Origin of the sequence: Erwinia sp. MYb416 (assembly GCF_037479575.1) — a bacterium.
Classification (GTDB): domain Bacteria; phylum Pseudomonadota; class Gammaproteobacteria; order Enterobacterales; family Enterobacteriaceae; genus Erwinia; species Erwinia rhapontici.
Map to the genome: position 1 here is coordinate 762,331 of NZ_JBBGYT010000439.1, position 14,113 is coordinate 776,443.

The following is a 14,113-nucleotide window of genomic DNA, read 5'->3' on the forward strand; positions in this document are numbered from 1 at the left end:
GTAGCGAGCGCGGCAGCCAGTGCCGCGCCTCAGGCAACAATTTATACCATTTTACGCTATCCGACAGAGGATTAACGACGGATCGCGTCAATTTTGAGCATGCGCGCAATCACGATATCCAGTTCTTTCTCCTCGAAAATCTGTTTCCAGTCGGGCTTAACGATCTTCTCGCGGCCATACTCCATCGCAATCATGCAGGCATCAGAGAACGGGTTAGTGGCGCGGAATGCCACTGCCAGCGCGATCTGAATATGGCCGTACAGCATTGCTTTTGCCGCCTCTTCCGGCACGCCGGAGTGTTTAACCGTCTCATCCAGCGCCTCTTTCATAAAAGCACCGACCATACAGGCTACGGTTTCCACCAGCGTGGGCTCAAGATACGCCAGCTGTTTAACCGTCACCCAGTGCACCTGCTCAACCGGGCCATACATCACGCTGATCACCTTGCTCAGTTCACTCTTCTGCGCATCGCTGCCGCTTTCAAACGACGCCGCCACATGCTGAATGGCAGCCACGCCACCGAAGGCATCGGCGTGGTGTTCTTTGGTTTAACGGTCAAGGAATAAGGAAGGATGGCACGGATGGGCCACGGCGTAGTGAATGCCCTCGCGCAGCGCAATCAGATTGGCATAAGCCGCTGCCGGGTCCAGCGTTAACAGCGTGGCACCGTTTTTCATCAACGGCACCACACCTTCAGAGACTTTGCCCAGCACAATATCCGGCACCGCGAGGATCACCACATCACTGTGCGGCACCACGGATTCCGTGCTGGACAGCTCACGCCCCTGCCCGGTGACCTGCTCCTGGGCCTTCGGCGCACTCTCACAGTAAAACACCTGATAGTCGCTGCGCTGCAAATTCGCCGAAATGCGCATGCCCATTTTGCCGCCCGCGCCAATCACGGTGATGGTGGTTAATTGTGTGCTCATACTGACTCCTGAAGTTGTTTGTGACGTAAAAAATCAACGCTCTGTTGCGTCCACTCGGCTTCCCGCTGGCAGGTGCTTTCGGCATCCTGCTGCCACGGCAGCCAGTGTTCGACGATCTGATTAATGCCACGATCTGCCGGACGCACCTGGTCTATCAGCAGATCGTAATCAAGCAGCCCTTCGCCCAGCGGGCAGCCGGTCAGCGTAAAACCGACCCAGCCCTCCTGCCGGCTGAAAGCAAAATCTTTAATATGCAGATTGAGCACCCGGTGCGCGGTGTTTGCCACCACTTGCTGGGGGAGTTCGAGAGCGGCGACGCAGTTTGCCGGGTCCAGGCACACGCCCAGGTAATCGGAAGGGAAACGATCGATCACCGACATCATCTGCGCGCTGTTGACCTGCTCGTAAGTCTCCAGACACAGCCGAACCTGCTGGCGTTCAAACGCGGGCAGAATGCTTTCAATCAGCGCGGCGGCTTCCGGCAGCGTTGGACGATGGCTGGCACTGTTAAACATCGAACGGATCACCGTCACCTGTAACACCTGTGCCAGGTGCAGATAACGCTGTAAGTGGGCGTTTTGCAGACCGCGCGTTCCCAGCTCCAGCTGGATGCCCAGCGTATCGGCCTGCTGACGCAGTGTGACCAGCTCGGCATCGCTCCAGCTTTCGATCTGCGGATAATCACAGATTTGAAACAGCGTCACGCCCATATCGGCGGTCTTTTCCAGCATCTGCGCCAGCGTCATCGGAACGGATACACGCGCCGAGGCACGCCAGAAAAAGGCATAGGTACTCAGACCAATCGCCATTTATGCCTCCTGCCGCTGAGCGCTGTGGGCCAGTGCGGCGGCTTCATCAATAATCTGTGACAGCGCATCGGGTTTGTGGGCGAAGCGCCCGAGAAACAGCCCGCTGACCTGATGGCCAAGACGACTCAACAGCCCCGGCCCGGCGCTGCCACCGTAAATCACGCGAATGTTGATATCGCCCGCCAGATCAAGCTGGCGCAACCCGGTACACACCTCACCGATAAAGGCATCCGGTGCAGGCGCAGGCGCACCAATCGCCCACTGCGGTTCCCAGGCCAGCACCACATCACCGCTCAGCTGTTGCTGACGCGCCTGACTCAGTGCCGCGCTTAACTGATGACGGCAGATCGCTATCGCCTGCTCACTGCTCAGACGTTGTTCTTCCCCCAGGCACAGTACCGGGGTTAACCCGTTACGCAGCGCTGCCGCCAGTTTCCCCGCCACCTGACGGTCATCTTCGGCAAAATGGCGACGACGTTCCGCATGGCCTACTTCCACATAGCGACAGCCGATTTCAGCCAGCATTGGGCCACTGACCTCACCGGTCCAGGCCCCGCTGTCCTCCCAGGCCAGATCCTGTGCCCCCACGCTGACTGCCGTATCAGCAAAAATCTGCTTCACCGCCGGAATCGCAGGGAATGCAGGCAGAACGAACAGCCCCACCTCACCGCTGACGATCGCCGGATGCTGACGAGCCAGCTCTGCCACCTGCTGGCTCCAGGTCAGGGTTTGTTGATAGCTGAAATACATTTTCAGGCTGACGCCCAGTGTGATGCGCGCGCTCACTGACTGACCTCCTGAAGGGAGAGTGTCGCAGGGGCACTGGCCTGTAGCTGCACCAGCACTTTATTGACGATCAGCGCCAGCGAAACGGCCCCGGCATCTGGCGTGCCCAGGCTCTTCTCAGCCAGTGGACGGGCGCGGCCCATTTTCGGCAACAGCTGCGCCGTCTCTTTGGCGCTTTTGGTCGCCTGCTGTGCTGCCGCCGCCCAGGCATCAATCAGCGTGTCACCTGCGGCCACGCGGGCACTCAGGCACTCGCTGAAAGGCACCAGCACATCGACCATGGTTTTATCGCCCGGCTTCGCTTTACCGAAGTGCATAATCCCCTCTTTGGCATGCTGCACCCCCAACGCAACGCGCCGGGCATTCGGGGTTTTAACATCCCCCAGCGCCGTGCCAATCGCCGTCAGCAGCACGCCCCAGAGCGCACCTGAAGTGCCTCCGGCTTTGTCCGCCCAGGCATCGGCGGCGCGGCACAGCAGCGTTCCGGCACCCGCCTGGCGCTGCTGCATCTCACGGGCTTTTTCCAGCGCCCCCAGCGATCCGCGCTCCATACCGATCCCGTGGTCACCGTCTCCGGCAACCGCATCAATACGCCCCAGCTCAGTGGCATGTTCTTCAATCACTTCAGCTATCGCAGTGACCACCGACAGGACACAGGTGGCCGCCTGCTGCGAGGCCGCGCTGGCAGTGGGCACCACATCTACCTCGGCGAGGATCTGCTCAGCAGCATCCAGTGGTTCCGCCATCAGCACACTGCCTTTACGGAAGGCCGGAGCATTGGCCGGGGCACGCCACAAGGTTTCCAGTTCATCGTCCAGCCACATCAGCGTCAGCGAGGTACCGGCCATATTAAAGCTGGTCACAAACTCACCCACTTCCGGCTCCACCACCTGCAACCCTTCCGCCGCCAGCAGTTGTGCCACGCGGCGATAAACGACAAACAGCTCTTCATATTTTACCGAGCCGAGACCGTTGAGGATCGCCGCTACCCGCTGCCCTTTACGCTGCGTAATTTCTTCCGGGCACTCCTTCAGCAGACTGCTGACAAACAGTTCTGCCAGCGTATCTGCCGCGGGTATATCGCATTCGCGGATGCCCGGCTCACCGTGTATCCCCATTCCCAGCGCCATGGTGCCGTGCGCCACGCTGAACAGTGGCTGTGTGGCCCCCGGCAGGGTACAACCGGAGAACGCCACACCCAGAGAGCGCGTGCGATGATTCGCATGGCGTGCCAGACGCGTGACCTCGGCAAGCGAGTATCCTGCCTCAGCCGCCGCGGCTGCGGCCTTAAACACCGCCAGATCGCCCGCCACACCACGACGTTTTTCGCGCTCGGACAGCGCCGCACTGGAAATATCGTCTGTCACTGCCAGCAGTTCGCAATCAATGCCTTCGGCTTTCAGACGTTCTCTGGCCTGACCAAAATGCAGCACGTCCCCGGCGTAATTACCAAAGGCCAGCAGAACGCCCCCGCCATTGTCCGCCGCACGCGCCACGTTGTAGATCTGCTGGGCTGACGGGGAAGCAAACAGGTTACCCATCGCCGCCCCGTGCGCCATGCCCTGCCCGACCAGGCCGGAAAACGCCGGATAGTGGCCGGACCCGCCGCCAATCACCACCGCCACACATCCCGCAGGGCTGCGGGTGCTGCGCACCACGCCCCCCGGAACCTGACGGACTTTATCGGCATTGGCCGCGACGAAACCCTCAATCAGCTCACTGGCGAAAGCAGAGGGTTGATTAAACAGATAGGTCATTGGGATGGCTCCTGTGTAATGGGGGCAGACTGAAATCCAGAACGTTTGGCGTTAAGTAACAACATCAGCAGTGCAGAGAGCAGCATGAAGCCCCCCACGACCATCATGGGAACGGTGTAGGCTCCGGTGGCGTCATGCAGCATTCCGGTGAGGTAGCCCGCCGAGAAGCCCGCAACGTTACCGAGGGTGTTAATCAGCGCGATGGCTGCCGCCGCAGACGCGCCGGTCAGAAACTGCGTTGGCAGCGTCCAGAAATTCGGCAGCGCGGCAAAAATCGAGCTGGCCGTTACCGCAATCACCAGCATGGTGGCCAGCGGAGATTCCATATAGAGCGCCAGCGGTACGCTGATAGCCCCGGTCAACGCAGGCAGTGCGATATGCCAGGTTTTGCAGCCGCGACGGGTTGCATCGCGTGACCAGAAGAACATCACGATGGCCGCCACCAGATACGGCGCTCCGGTAATCAGCCCCTTCTCGATGACGTTAAACGAGGTGCCGAACTGCTGCTGGAAGCCAGAAATAATGGTCGGCAGGAAGAAAGCCAGCGCATACAGACCGTAGATAAAGCCGAAGTAGATCAGGCACAGTAGCCAGACGCGGCCGTTGGTCATCACGCTACGCAGGCTGGCATGCGCGGTGGAGCCTTTTTCACGCTGCTCTTTTTCCAGCGCCGTAGTCAGCCACTCTTTCTCTTCTTTATTCAGCCATTTTGCATCACGCGGGGAGTCCACCAGATAGAACCAGGCCACGATGCCGATAATAATCGCCGGAATGGAGACACCGAGGAACATCACCCGCCAGCCGGAGAGGCCAAACAGACCGTGCTGTTCAATCAGTGCGGCAGCCAGCGGCGCACCCAGCACCACCGTCAGCGGCTGTGCGAGGTAAAACAGGGACAACACCTTACTGCGGTGTTTAGCCGGAACCCACATGCTGAGGAACAGGATCGCCCCCGGGAAGAAGCCCGCTTCGGCAATCCCCAGCAGCAGTCGCAGGGTATACAACCCTTCAATACTGCTCACCCAGGTAAACAGCAGCGAAACGATGCCCCAGCTGACCATAATGCGCGCCAGCCATTTGCGTGCGCCGTAGCGATGTAAGGCCAGGTTGCTTGGCACTTCCAGCAGGATGTAACCAATAAAGAAGATGCCGGACGCCAGGCCAAACTGCACCGCACTCAGCCCGAGATCCTGTGTCATGCCGTTCGGTCCGGCAAAGGAGATCGCCGTACGGTCAAGGAAGTTGATGAAGAACATCAGTGCCACAAAGGGCACCAGCCGCAGTGAGACTTTTCGAATAGCGGATTTTTCAATCGCCTGTGGATTAAGGGCAGTCATATGGCACCTCCGACAGACTGGAACAGAATACTGGTGAAATGACTCTGGCAATGACGCACCAGATCAGGGGTAGGCAGATGGCAAATTTGACGCATGGTTGAGTCCTCAGTGGGTCTTCTTGTGCATTGCATCAATGCGTGAACAAATGAACACTATATGGATTAATGTTCATTTCCCAGCATGCAAAACGAAAACTGTGACGGATCTCAAAACCTTTAATTTTGCCATTTAGCGGCAATAATAGGCAAAACCAAGCGCCATAAGGAAAAAATCAGCAGAGAGAAGAGGCATACTGAATAAAACAAAAGAACACCTATTGAACATATGAACAAAAATGCGTTAGGGTAAAAGTGAATCGTTGCCGGAGATCCTGATGATTCACCGGGATCCGGCGGCCCTGTTATCTCAGCGGGAGTAACCCTATGTCTTCTATCGCAATTGGCGCCGACGATGCGGCACTGGAATTAAAAAACCTGATCAAGCAGCTTTTGCAGGAAAAAAATATCGACGTCAGCGACTACAGCAATGATGCACAGTCCAGCAGACCCCTCTATCCGGATGTCGCCTGGACGGTGGCCAACGCCATTCGAGAAGGCAAACACCAGCGGGGAATTTTGATTTGCGGAACCGGGATCGGCATGGCGATTGTGGCGAACAAAGTGCCGGGCATCCGTGCTGCACAGTGTCACGATACTTACTCTGCCGAGCGTGCACGCAAGAGTAACAATGCACAGGTGATGACACTGGGCGCACGCGTCATCGGCCCGGAGCTGGCCCGGAGTATTGTGAATAGCTGGCTAAATGCTGAATTTGAAGGGGGCGGCTCAACGGAAAAAGTCGAGAAAATCAGCTATTACGAGCAGAAAGTCGGCGAAAAGTAATCTTTAAGTGCGGCGCACCCCCTCTGCGCCGCCGCGTTTTCCCTGAGCTGCTACACTTAATCGTTGTGCTATTTTTGCTGCCAGCAGACTGGCCCATTGGGCGAACCCATCGCAACAATCAGAGAAAACGCATTCCCATTGTCGCGGGTCTGATGCAATGTTTCGCCTAAGAATACTCAGCCGTGTCGGGTACAGTTGTTGCGTCTTGCCTGTAAGAAACAGCCGCAACAATCGCGTCACGGTTAAACTTGCATCACAGATTGCTTATCAAGGAGCTTTAGATGAACCAGCTAGACGCACTGAAACAATTCACCACCGTGGTGGCTGATAGTGGCGATATTGAATCCATCCGTAACTACCATCCGGAAGATGCCACAACCAACCCGTCTCTGATCCTGAAAGCCTCCGGCCTCGACGCCTACAAACATCTGATTACTGACGCCATCGAGTACGCCAAAAAACAGGGCGGCAGTAAAGAAACCCAAATTATCAATGCCAGCGATAAGGTCGCCGTTAACCTCGGTCTGGAGATCCTGAAAAGTGTTCCTGGCCGCGTGTCTACCGAAGTGGATGCACGCCTCTCTTTCGATCGCGGGATGTGCGTGACCAAAGCGGAAAAGCTGGTGAGAATGTATGAAGAACACGGTATCGACCGTTCACGCATCCTCATTAAACTGGCTTCCACCTGGGAAGGTATTAAAGCGGCTGAAGAGCTTGAGAAAAACGGTATTCAGTGCAACCTGACCCTGCTGTTCTCCTTCGCTCAGGCCCGTGCCTGCGCCGAAGCCGATGTGTTCCTGATCTCGCCATTTGTTGGCCGCATCTACGACTGGTACAACAGCCGTAAACCGCTCGACCCGTACGTGGTGGATGAAGATCCGGGTGTGAAATCCGTACGCAATATCTACGACTACTATAAGCAGCATCGCTATAACACCGTGATCATGGGTGCCAGCTTCCGTAAAGTTGAGCAGATCCTGGCCCTGGCAGGCTGCGATCGTCTGACCATCGCACCGAATCTGCTGGAAGAACTTCAGGCCAGCAATGCGCCGGTCGAACGTAAACTGACGCCGTCCACTCAGGGCTTCCACCAGCCAGCCCCGCTGTCTGAAGCGGAATTCCGCTGGGAACATAATCAGGACCCGATGGCGGTAGAAAAACTGGCCGAAGGTATCCGCCAGTTCGCCATTGACCAGCAGAAACTGGAAGACGTGCTGGCTGCACGTCTGTAATCCCCCCTCTTATCTCTGTCTCCCCGGGCGGATCGACGATCCGCCCTCTTGCAACCAGGAGGAAGCAATGTCTTCACGTAAAGAACTGGCAAATGCCATCCGCGCGCTCAGTATGGATGCGGTGCAAAAAGCCAAATCTGGCCATCCGGGTGCGCCAATGGGTATGGCCGATATCGCTGAAGTCCTGTGGCGTGATTTCCTGCATCACAACCCGAACAACCCAGCCTGGGCTGACCGCGACCGCTTTATTTTGTCTAACGGCCACGCCTCGATGCTGCTTTACAGCCTGCTGCACCTCAGCGGCTACGATCTGCCGATGTCCGAGCTGAAAAACTTCCGCCAGCTGCATTCAAAAACCCCGGGTCACCCGGAGTTGGGCTACACGCCAGGTGTGGAAACCACCACCGGACCGCTGGGCCAGGGCCTGGCGAATGCGGTCGGTCTGGCGATTGCGGAACGGACGCTGGGCGCACAGTTTAACCGCCCTGACCATAAAATTGTCGATCACCACACCTACGTGTTTATGGGCGATGGCTGCCTGATGGAAGGTATCTCCCATGAAGTCTGCTCACTGGCGGGTACGCTGGGGCTGGGTAAACTGATCGGTTTTTACGATCACAACGGCATCTCGATTGATGGTGAAGTGGAAGGCTGGTTCACCGACGATACCGCACAACGCTTTGAAGCCTATCACTGGCATGTGATCCGCGATATCGACGGCCATAACCCGGATGCGATTGCCAACGCCATCAAAGAAGCGCAAAGCGTCACCGACAAACCGTCGCTGCTGATTTGTAAAACCGTAATTGGTTTCGGTTCACCGAACAAAGCCGGTAAAGAAGAAGCGCACGGTGCTGCGCTGGGCGATGAAGAAGTGGCACTGACACGTAAAGCGCTGGGCTGGAATTATCCGCCGTTTGAAATTCCGAAAGAGATCTACGCTCAGTGGGATGCGAAAGACGCCGGGGCCAAAGCGGAAAAAGCCTGGGATGAGAAATTTGCTGCCTACAAAGCGGCCCACCCTGAGCTGGCCGCAGAATATACCCGTCGTATGACCGGGGGCATGCCGGAGAACTGGCAGGCGGAAACCCAGAAGTATATTGAACAGTTGCAGGCTAATCCGCAGAAAATCGCCAGCCGTAAAGCCTCGCAAAACGCGCTGGAGGCCTACGGGCCGCTGCTGAAAGAGTTCCTTGGCGGTTCTGCTGACCTCGCCCCGAGTAACCTGACCATCTGGTCCGGCTCGAAGTCGATTAAAGAGGATGAAGCCGGAAACTATATTCACTACGGCGTACGCGAATTCGGGATGACGGCGATTGCCAATGGCCTGGCGCATCACGGTGGCTTTATCCCGTATACCGCCACCTTCCTGATGTTCGTCGAGTATGCGCGTAATGCGGTGCGTATGGCCGCGCTGATGAAGGCGCGTCAGATTATGGTCTATACCCATGACTCCATCGGTCTGGGCGAAGATGGCCCAACGCACCAGCCTGTCGAGCAGATTGCCAGCCTGCGCGTGACGCCGAACATGAGCGTCTGGCGTCCGTGCGACCAGGTGGAAACCGCCGTGGCGTGGAAACATGCCGTCGAGCGTCATCATGGTCCGACCGCGCTGATCCTGTCGCGTCAGAACCTGGCACAGCCGGAGCGTACTAAAGAGCAGCTGGCCAATATTTCACGCGGCGGTTACGTGCTGAAAGACAGTGACGGCACGCCGGAGGTGATCCTGATTGCCACCGGTTCCGAAGTGGAAATCACTCTGGGCGCAGCCGACAAGCTGAGCGCCAGCGGCCACAAGGTGCGCGTGGTATCGCTGCCGTCTACCGATCTATTCGATGCCCAGGATGCGGCCTACCGCGAATCCGTGCTGCCTTCCGGCGTCACGGCGCGTGTCGCTGTTGAAGCCGGTATCGCTGATTACTGGTACAAATATGTTGGCCTGAACGGTGCCATCGTCGGGATGACCGGCTTCGGTGAATCGGCCCCGGCCGAGAAGCTGTTCCCGGAATTTGGCTTTACGGTGGAAAACATCGTCAGCCATGCCGAGGCGCTGCTCAAACCGCATTAATTCCTTTCCAGCCAAAAAGACAAAACCGCCGCAAGGCGGTTTTTTTTATGCTTTCGGCACCACATCGTCTTTGATCACCAGGCTGAGACAGGCAGGCAGTACCGTCAGTGTCACCAGCGTTGCTACCAGCAACCCGCCAATGATGGCATAGGCCATCGGCCCCCAGAATACCTGTTCGGCTATCGGGATCATCCCGAGAATTGCCGCACAGGCGGTCAGCATGATCGGGCGAGATCGATGCTGCGCGGCAGCGATAATCGCCGGCTGTTTTTCCATCCCCCGCCCAAGGTTACTGTCCACCTCACCGATCAGAATCACCGCATTACGGATAATCATCCCGGCCAGCGCAATCATGCCGAGCAGTGCCACAAAGCCCATCGGCGTGCCGGTCGGTAACATCGCCAGCACAATACCAATCAGCCCAAAGGGTGCCATCAGCAGCGCCAACAGCATTCGCGAGAAACGCTGTAGCTGAATCATCAGCAGGATCAGCATCACAAACAACGTCACCGGCAAGACGGCAAACACCGAGGTGTTCCCCTTATCCGATTCAGCCACCGAGCCGCCTTCGTCAATCCGGTAATCAGGGGGTAACGACGCTCGCAGTTGCGTGACCGAGGCCGCCAACTGTTGCGATACCCCCTCCGCACGCAGGCCCGGTGCCAGGTCAGTCTGCACGGTGATGAACGGCATACGCTGATGGCGCCAGATCACCGGATCCTGGATGCCCCAGCGAAGCGTTGCCACCTGACTTAAGGGCACCTTCATGCCGCCGCTGGTGGTCAGTTGTAGGGAGGAGAGCGTTGTCAGGTCCTGACGTTCCCGATCATTGGCCCGCAGCATCACATCCACCTGCCGGTTACCGTCGCGGACGGTCGTCACCACGCTGCCTGACCAGAGGGTATTCAGTGCCGTGGCAACGCTTTCCGAGGAGACACCCGCCGCCCGTGCCGCCGTCTGATTGATAATCAGAGTAATGACGCGCTCCGGCTCCCCGGCGGTCAGATTCACTTCACGGGTGAGCGTACTGTCGCCAAGGATCGCCGCCAGCTGCCGGGCAATGGACTGAACCTGATGGTAGTCCGGCCCGCTGACGCGGTACTTTATCGGCCAGCCGACTGGCGGCCCCAGTTCGAGCGGCGACACGCGCGTAGCGATATCACTGAAACCCTCCGACAGAATCTTCTCTAACTGCTGTTGCAGCGCTTCACGATCCTCAAGGCTCTTCGCCACCACCACCAGCTGGGCGGTGTTTTCATTATCGAGTAATACATCCATCGGCAGATAAAAACGGATCGCCCCGGTGCCGATATAGCTGGACAGGCGATCGATGTGAGGATTGCCGCGCAGCGCACGCTCAAGCCGCTCGGTCTGGCGTTCGGTTTCTTTCTGTGAGGCGTTGCCGGGTAATGTCAGGCTCACCAGCAGCTCAGGACGGTCGGACGCCGGAAAAAACTCTCCCTGCATAAAGGTGGTTCCCCAGGCAGCCAGCACCAGTAACGTCAGCGCGGCGGTCACGGTTTTCAGCCGGTGCCCCAGCGCCAGCGTCAGTAAGCGGTGATACCCGCGCGCCAGCCGACCCGGCCCGGCCTGATGTGATTTAAGCGTGGCGGGCAGTAGCCAGGTGCCGATCAGCGGAGAAAACAGGATAGCCACGACCCAGGAGGAGAGCAGCGCGATCGTCACCACAACGAACAGAGAAAAACAGTATTCTCCCGCGCTGGAGGCGGCAAACCCGATCGGGATAAAACCGGCAATCATCACCAGCGTACCCGTCAACATCGGGAAGGCGGTGGTTTGAAACGCATAGCTGGCGGCCTTCCAGCGGCTGTCTCCCGCTTCCAGCCGCGACACCATGCTTTCCACGGTGATCATCGCATCATCCACCAGCAGGCCGAGCGCGATAATCAGCGCCCCCAGTGAAATGCGCTGTAACCCGATCCCCGCCAGCATCATGCCCACAAAGGTCATCGCCAGCACCAGCGGGATCGCGGCGGCCACCACCAGGCCGGCACGCATACCGAGCGAGAGAAAAGAAACCGCCATCACGATAACCACCGCTTCCGTCAGCACCCGGGTAAATCCACTGACGGCCTGCTGTACTACGGCGCTCTGGTCAGCCACCCTGACCATCTCAATCCCGTGCGGCAGCCCGGCCTGAATCGCCGCCATACGCTGGTTCACCGCCTCACCAAAACGAATCATGTTGCCGGTAGCCGCCATGGATATCGCCAGACCAATGGCAGGTTGTCCATTGACCCGAAAGGCAGCAGCGGGCGGATCTGCCACCTGTCGGGTGACGGTGACCATCGCGCTAAGGGGAATATAACGATCGCCGATATGCAGCACGACAGCCTGCAGACTCTGCGCAGACCCCAGTGCCCCCGTCACGCTCAGCGCGATATTCTCCCTGTCGCTGCGTATTTCCCCGGCGGGTACCACCGCATTCTGCGCGCGGATGGCCTCGGTGACCTGCTGAAGGTCAATCCCCAGCCCCGCCATTTTACGCGGCGAGAAGGCAATCACCATTTGCTCTTCCTGAACACCCGTCAGCGTGATTTTGCCGATATCCGGCAGCGACATCAGGTTACGACGAATGTCTTCAACCCGGTCGCGCAGTTCGCGCAGGGAGAAGCCTTCCGCGGTGAAACCGTAAATCGTGCCAAACGTGTCATCAAACTCGTCGTTCACCTGGGGCGTCTGCACGCCCTGGGGAAGTGAAGGCGTTATATCCTGCACTTTTTTGCGCACCTGATACCAGATCTCAGGCACTGAGGCAGGGGACGTATCATCGCGCAGATAGACGGAGATCACCGCCTGCCCGGCGCGGGTTTCACTCTCGACATAATCGAGATAAGGAATTTCCTGAAGTTTCTTCTCCAGGGTATCCGTGACCAAATTAACAGTATCTTTCACATCCGCACCCGGCCAGGACGCCGATACCACGGCGGTTTTGATGGTAAACGCCGGGTCTTCATTGCGCGGCAGTTGTTCATAGCTGAAGATACCGGCCGCCATCACCAGTAGCATGAAAAAGACGATCAGCGGCGGATGCTGTAAGGCCCAGGTGGAGAGATTGAAACGCGATGTCGGAATGTGCGGGATCATTGGCCCTCCTCCAGCAGCGTCACTTTTTCACCGTCACGCAGTTTACTGACGCCTGCCGTCACCACCCGTTCTCCCGGCAGGATGCCCGCCGTTACCGCAATGCTGTTCACGTCAGAGTTCCCCAGGGTGACCGGACGTAGCAGCACGCGGAGGTGGGTACTGTCCACCACGAAAACGGCGGGCTTATCCCCCAGCCGGGTCAATGCTGACGCTGGCAGTGCGATGCTGCGTTGCCCCTGCTGCTGCCACGCTGCCTGCACACTGGCCCCCAGCGCCATGCTTTCCGGTGGATTCACCAGCGTCACGCGCACGCGCCAGGTACGCGTTTGCGGGTCGGCCTGTGGGCTGACATCACGCAGATGTCCCAGGGTTGTCACAGCGGGATCGGCAAGCAGTGAGATCTGTACAGGCAGTGCGCTGTTTGGCGTCAGCGCATGCGGATCGCTGACATCAAAGATCGCATCGCGATCATTGCCCGCAGCGAGGGTGAACACCGCTTGTCCGGCACTGACGACCTGCCCCGGCTGGGCGCTGACCGCGGTGATAATGCCGTCCGAGGGTGCCGTCAGGCGCGTCCAGCTCAGGCTGTCCTGGGCATTTTTAAGCGCCGCTTCGCTGCTCTGTCGTTTGGATAAAGCAGCCTGCCAGTCTGAACGCGCCGTATCCAGCTGAACCCGGGCGATAGCCCCGGTTCGCGTCAGCGTGGTCATCCGCTGCACATTCAGTGCTGCCACCCGCTCCGCCGCCTGGGCGCTGGCGAGATCGGCGCGCGCACTGCCCAGCTGATTCAGGCCCGTGCTGTTATCCTGCATCGCCAGCAGCTGTCCTGCCTTCACCTTGTCCCCCACATCCACGGCACGTGACAGCATGCGTCCATCCAGGCGAAACGCCAGGGTCGTTTCATCGTGAGCGCGGATTTCCCCGGTCTGCGACTGCACGCTGCCGGAAAGCGACGCCGGTGCCACCACATAGCGCACCGGACGTGCCAGAGGCGCAGCGGTTTTCTCCTTGTCGCCACAGGCAACAAGGAGAAACACGACGGGCAGTGCCATGAGCCACAGCCAGAAGAGGGATAACCGCCCCGGGAGGTTGAGATGATGCAGTATCTGACGGGCGTAATCGGTGAAGGTATCGGTCATAGCACTATTCCTGAACGGTAATCGCCTTATTCAATCGCGCGACTGTCCAGATTTGCTGCACGTATTA

The 14,113-nt window shown here is 58.4% G+C and carries 9 protein-coding genes and 1 pseudogene; 3 read left to right on the forward strand and 7 right to left on the reverse strand.

The genetic code is table 11. From position 1 onward, the window contains the following. Positions 1 to 71: 71 nt before the first annotated feature. From WH277_RS22210 to WH277_RS22230, 5 genes and pseudogenes are all read right to left on the reverse strand, one after another. A pseudogene (locus WH277_RS22210) lies at positions 72 to 929 on the reverse strand (phosphogluconate dehydrogenase C-terminal domain-containing protein). Then, positions 926 to 1,738: a sugar phosphate isomerase/epimerase family protein gene (locus WH277_RS22215; RefSeq protein ID WP_159336150.1), complete on the reverse strand. Its 813-nt coding sequence runs from the start codon at positions 1,736 to 1,738 to the stop codon at positions 926 to 928. Before WH277_RS22215 ends, WH277_RS22210 begins: the two are co-directional and overlap by 4 nt. Beyond that, positions 1,739 to 2,524, reverse strand: a complete 786-nt coding sequence (locus WH277_RS22220; protein WP_272952588.1) for a triose-phosphate isomerase family protein — start codon at positions 2,522 to 2,524, stop codon at positions 1,739 to 1,741. Next, positions 2,521 to 4,281: a dihydroxyacetone kinase family protein gene (locus tag WH277_RS22225; protein WP_339506948.1), complete on the reverse strand. Its 1,761-nt coding sequence runs from the start codon at positions 4,279 to 4,281 to the stop codon at positions 2,521 to 2,523. Before WH277_RS22225 ends, WH277_RS22220 begins: the two co-directional genes overlap by 4 nt. Next, a complete protein-coding gene (locus WH277_RS22230) occupies positions 4,278 to 5,618 on the reverse strand; it encodes an MFS transporter (RefSeq protein ID WP_133845933.1) in 1,341 nt (446 codons plus the stop codon). Before WH277_RS22230 ends, WH277_RS22225 begins: the two co-directional genes overlap by 4 nt. Before the next feature lie 422 nt (positions 5,619 to 6,040). On the opposite strand from WH277_RS22230, the gene rpiB reads away from it, so the two are divergent. The 3 genes from rpiB (at position 6,041) to tkt (ending at position 9,799) form a co-directional block, all read left to right on the forward strand. Then, positions 6,041 to 6,499 (forward strand): ribose 5-phosphate isomerase B, encoded by a 459-nt coding sequence (rpiB, locus tag WH277_RS22235; protein WP_133845932.1) that lies wholly within the window; start codon positions 6,041 to 6,043, stop codon positions 6,497 to 6,499. A gap of 281 nt (positions 6,500 to 6,780) precedes the next feature. After that, entirely contained in the window at positions 6,781 to 7,731 is a 951-nt protein-coding gene (gene tal, locus WH277_RS22240) for a transaldolase (RefSeq protein ID WP_159336148.1), read from the forward strand. A 67-nt stretch (positions 7,732 to 7,798) separates the two neighbouring features. Next, the gene (gene tkt / locus WH277_RS22245) at positions 7,799 to 9,799 is read left to right on the forward strand and encodes a transketolase (protein ID WP_133845930.1); all 2,001 of its coding nucleotides are present in this window, start codon (positions 7,799 to 7,801) and stop codon (positions 9,797 to 9,799) included. Positions 9,800 to 9,844: 45 nt separating this feature from the next. Here tkt and WH277_RS22250 read toward each other — a convergent pair whose 3' ends face one another. Together WH277_RS22250 and WH277_RS22255 are read right to left on the reverse strand one after the other, a co-directional pair. After that, positions 9,845 to 12,907: an efflux RND transporter permease subunit gene (locus tag WH277_RS22250; RefSeq protein WP_339506953.1), complete on the reverse strand. Its 3,063-nt coding sequence runs from the start codon at positions 12,905 to 12,907 to the stop codon at positions 9,845 to 9,847. Further along, on the reverse strand, positions 12,904 to 14,046 hold the full coding sequence (locus WH277_RS22255; protein ID WP_339506956.1) for an efflux RND transporter periplasmic adaptor subunit: 1,143 nt from the start codon (positions 14,044 to 14,046) through the stop codon (positions 12,904 to 12,906). Before WH277_RS22255 ends, WH277_RS22250 begins: the two co-directional genes overlap by 4 nt. Between the last annotated feature and the right edge of the window lie 67 nt (positions 14,047 to 14,113).

Bases quoted from the DNA above. Each gene is read 5' to 3' on its own strand.
- WH277_RS22230 (WP_133845933.1), bottom strand. From the start codon at position 5,618: ATGACTGCCCTTAATCCACAGGCGATTGAAAAATCCGCTATTCGAAAA.
- WH277_RS22215 (WP_159336150.1), bottom strand. From the start codon at position 1,738: ATGGCGATTGGTCTGAGTACCTATGCCTTTTTCTGGCGTGCCTCGGCG.
- WH277_RS22225 (WP_339506948.1), bottom strand. From the start codon at position 4,281: ATGACCTATCTGTTTAATCAACCCTCTGCTTTCGCCAGTGAGCTGATT.
- tal (WP_159336148.1), top strand. From the start codon at position 6,781: ATGAACCAGCTAGACGCACTGAAACAATTCACCACCGTGGTGGCTGAT.
- WH277_RS22255 (WP_339506956.1), bottom strand. From the start codon at position 14,046: ATGACCGATACCTTCACCGATTACGCCCGTCAGATACTGCATCATCTC.
- rpiB (WP_133845932.1), top strand. From the start codon at position 6,041: ATGTCTTCTATCGCAATTGGCGCCGACGATGCGGCACTGGAATTAAAA.
- tkt (WP_133845930.1), top strand. From the start codon at position 7,799: ATGTCTTCACGTAAAGAACTGGCAAATGCCATCCGCGCGCTCAGTATG.
- WH277_RS22250 (WP_339506953.1), bottom strand. From the start codon at position 12,907: ATGATCCCGCACATTCCGACATCGCGTTTCAATCTCTCCACCTGGGCC.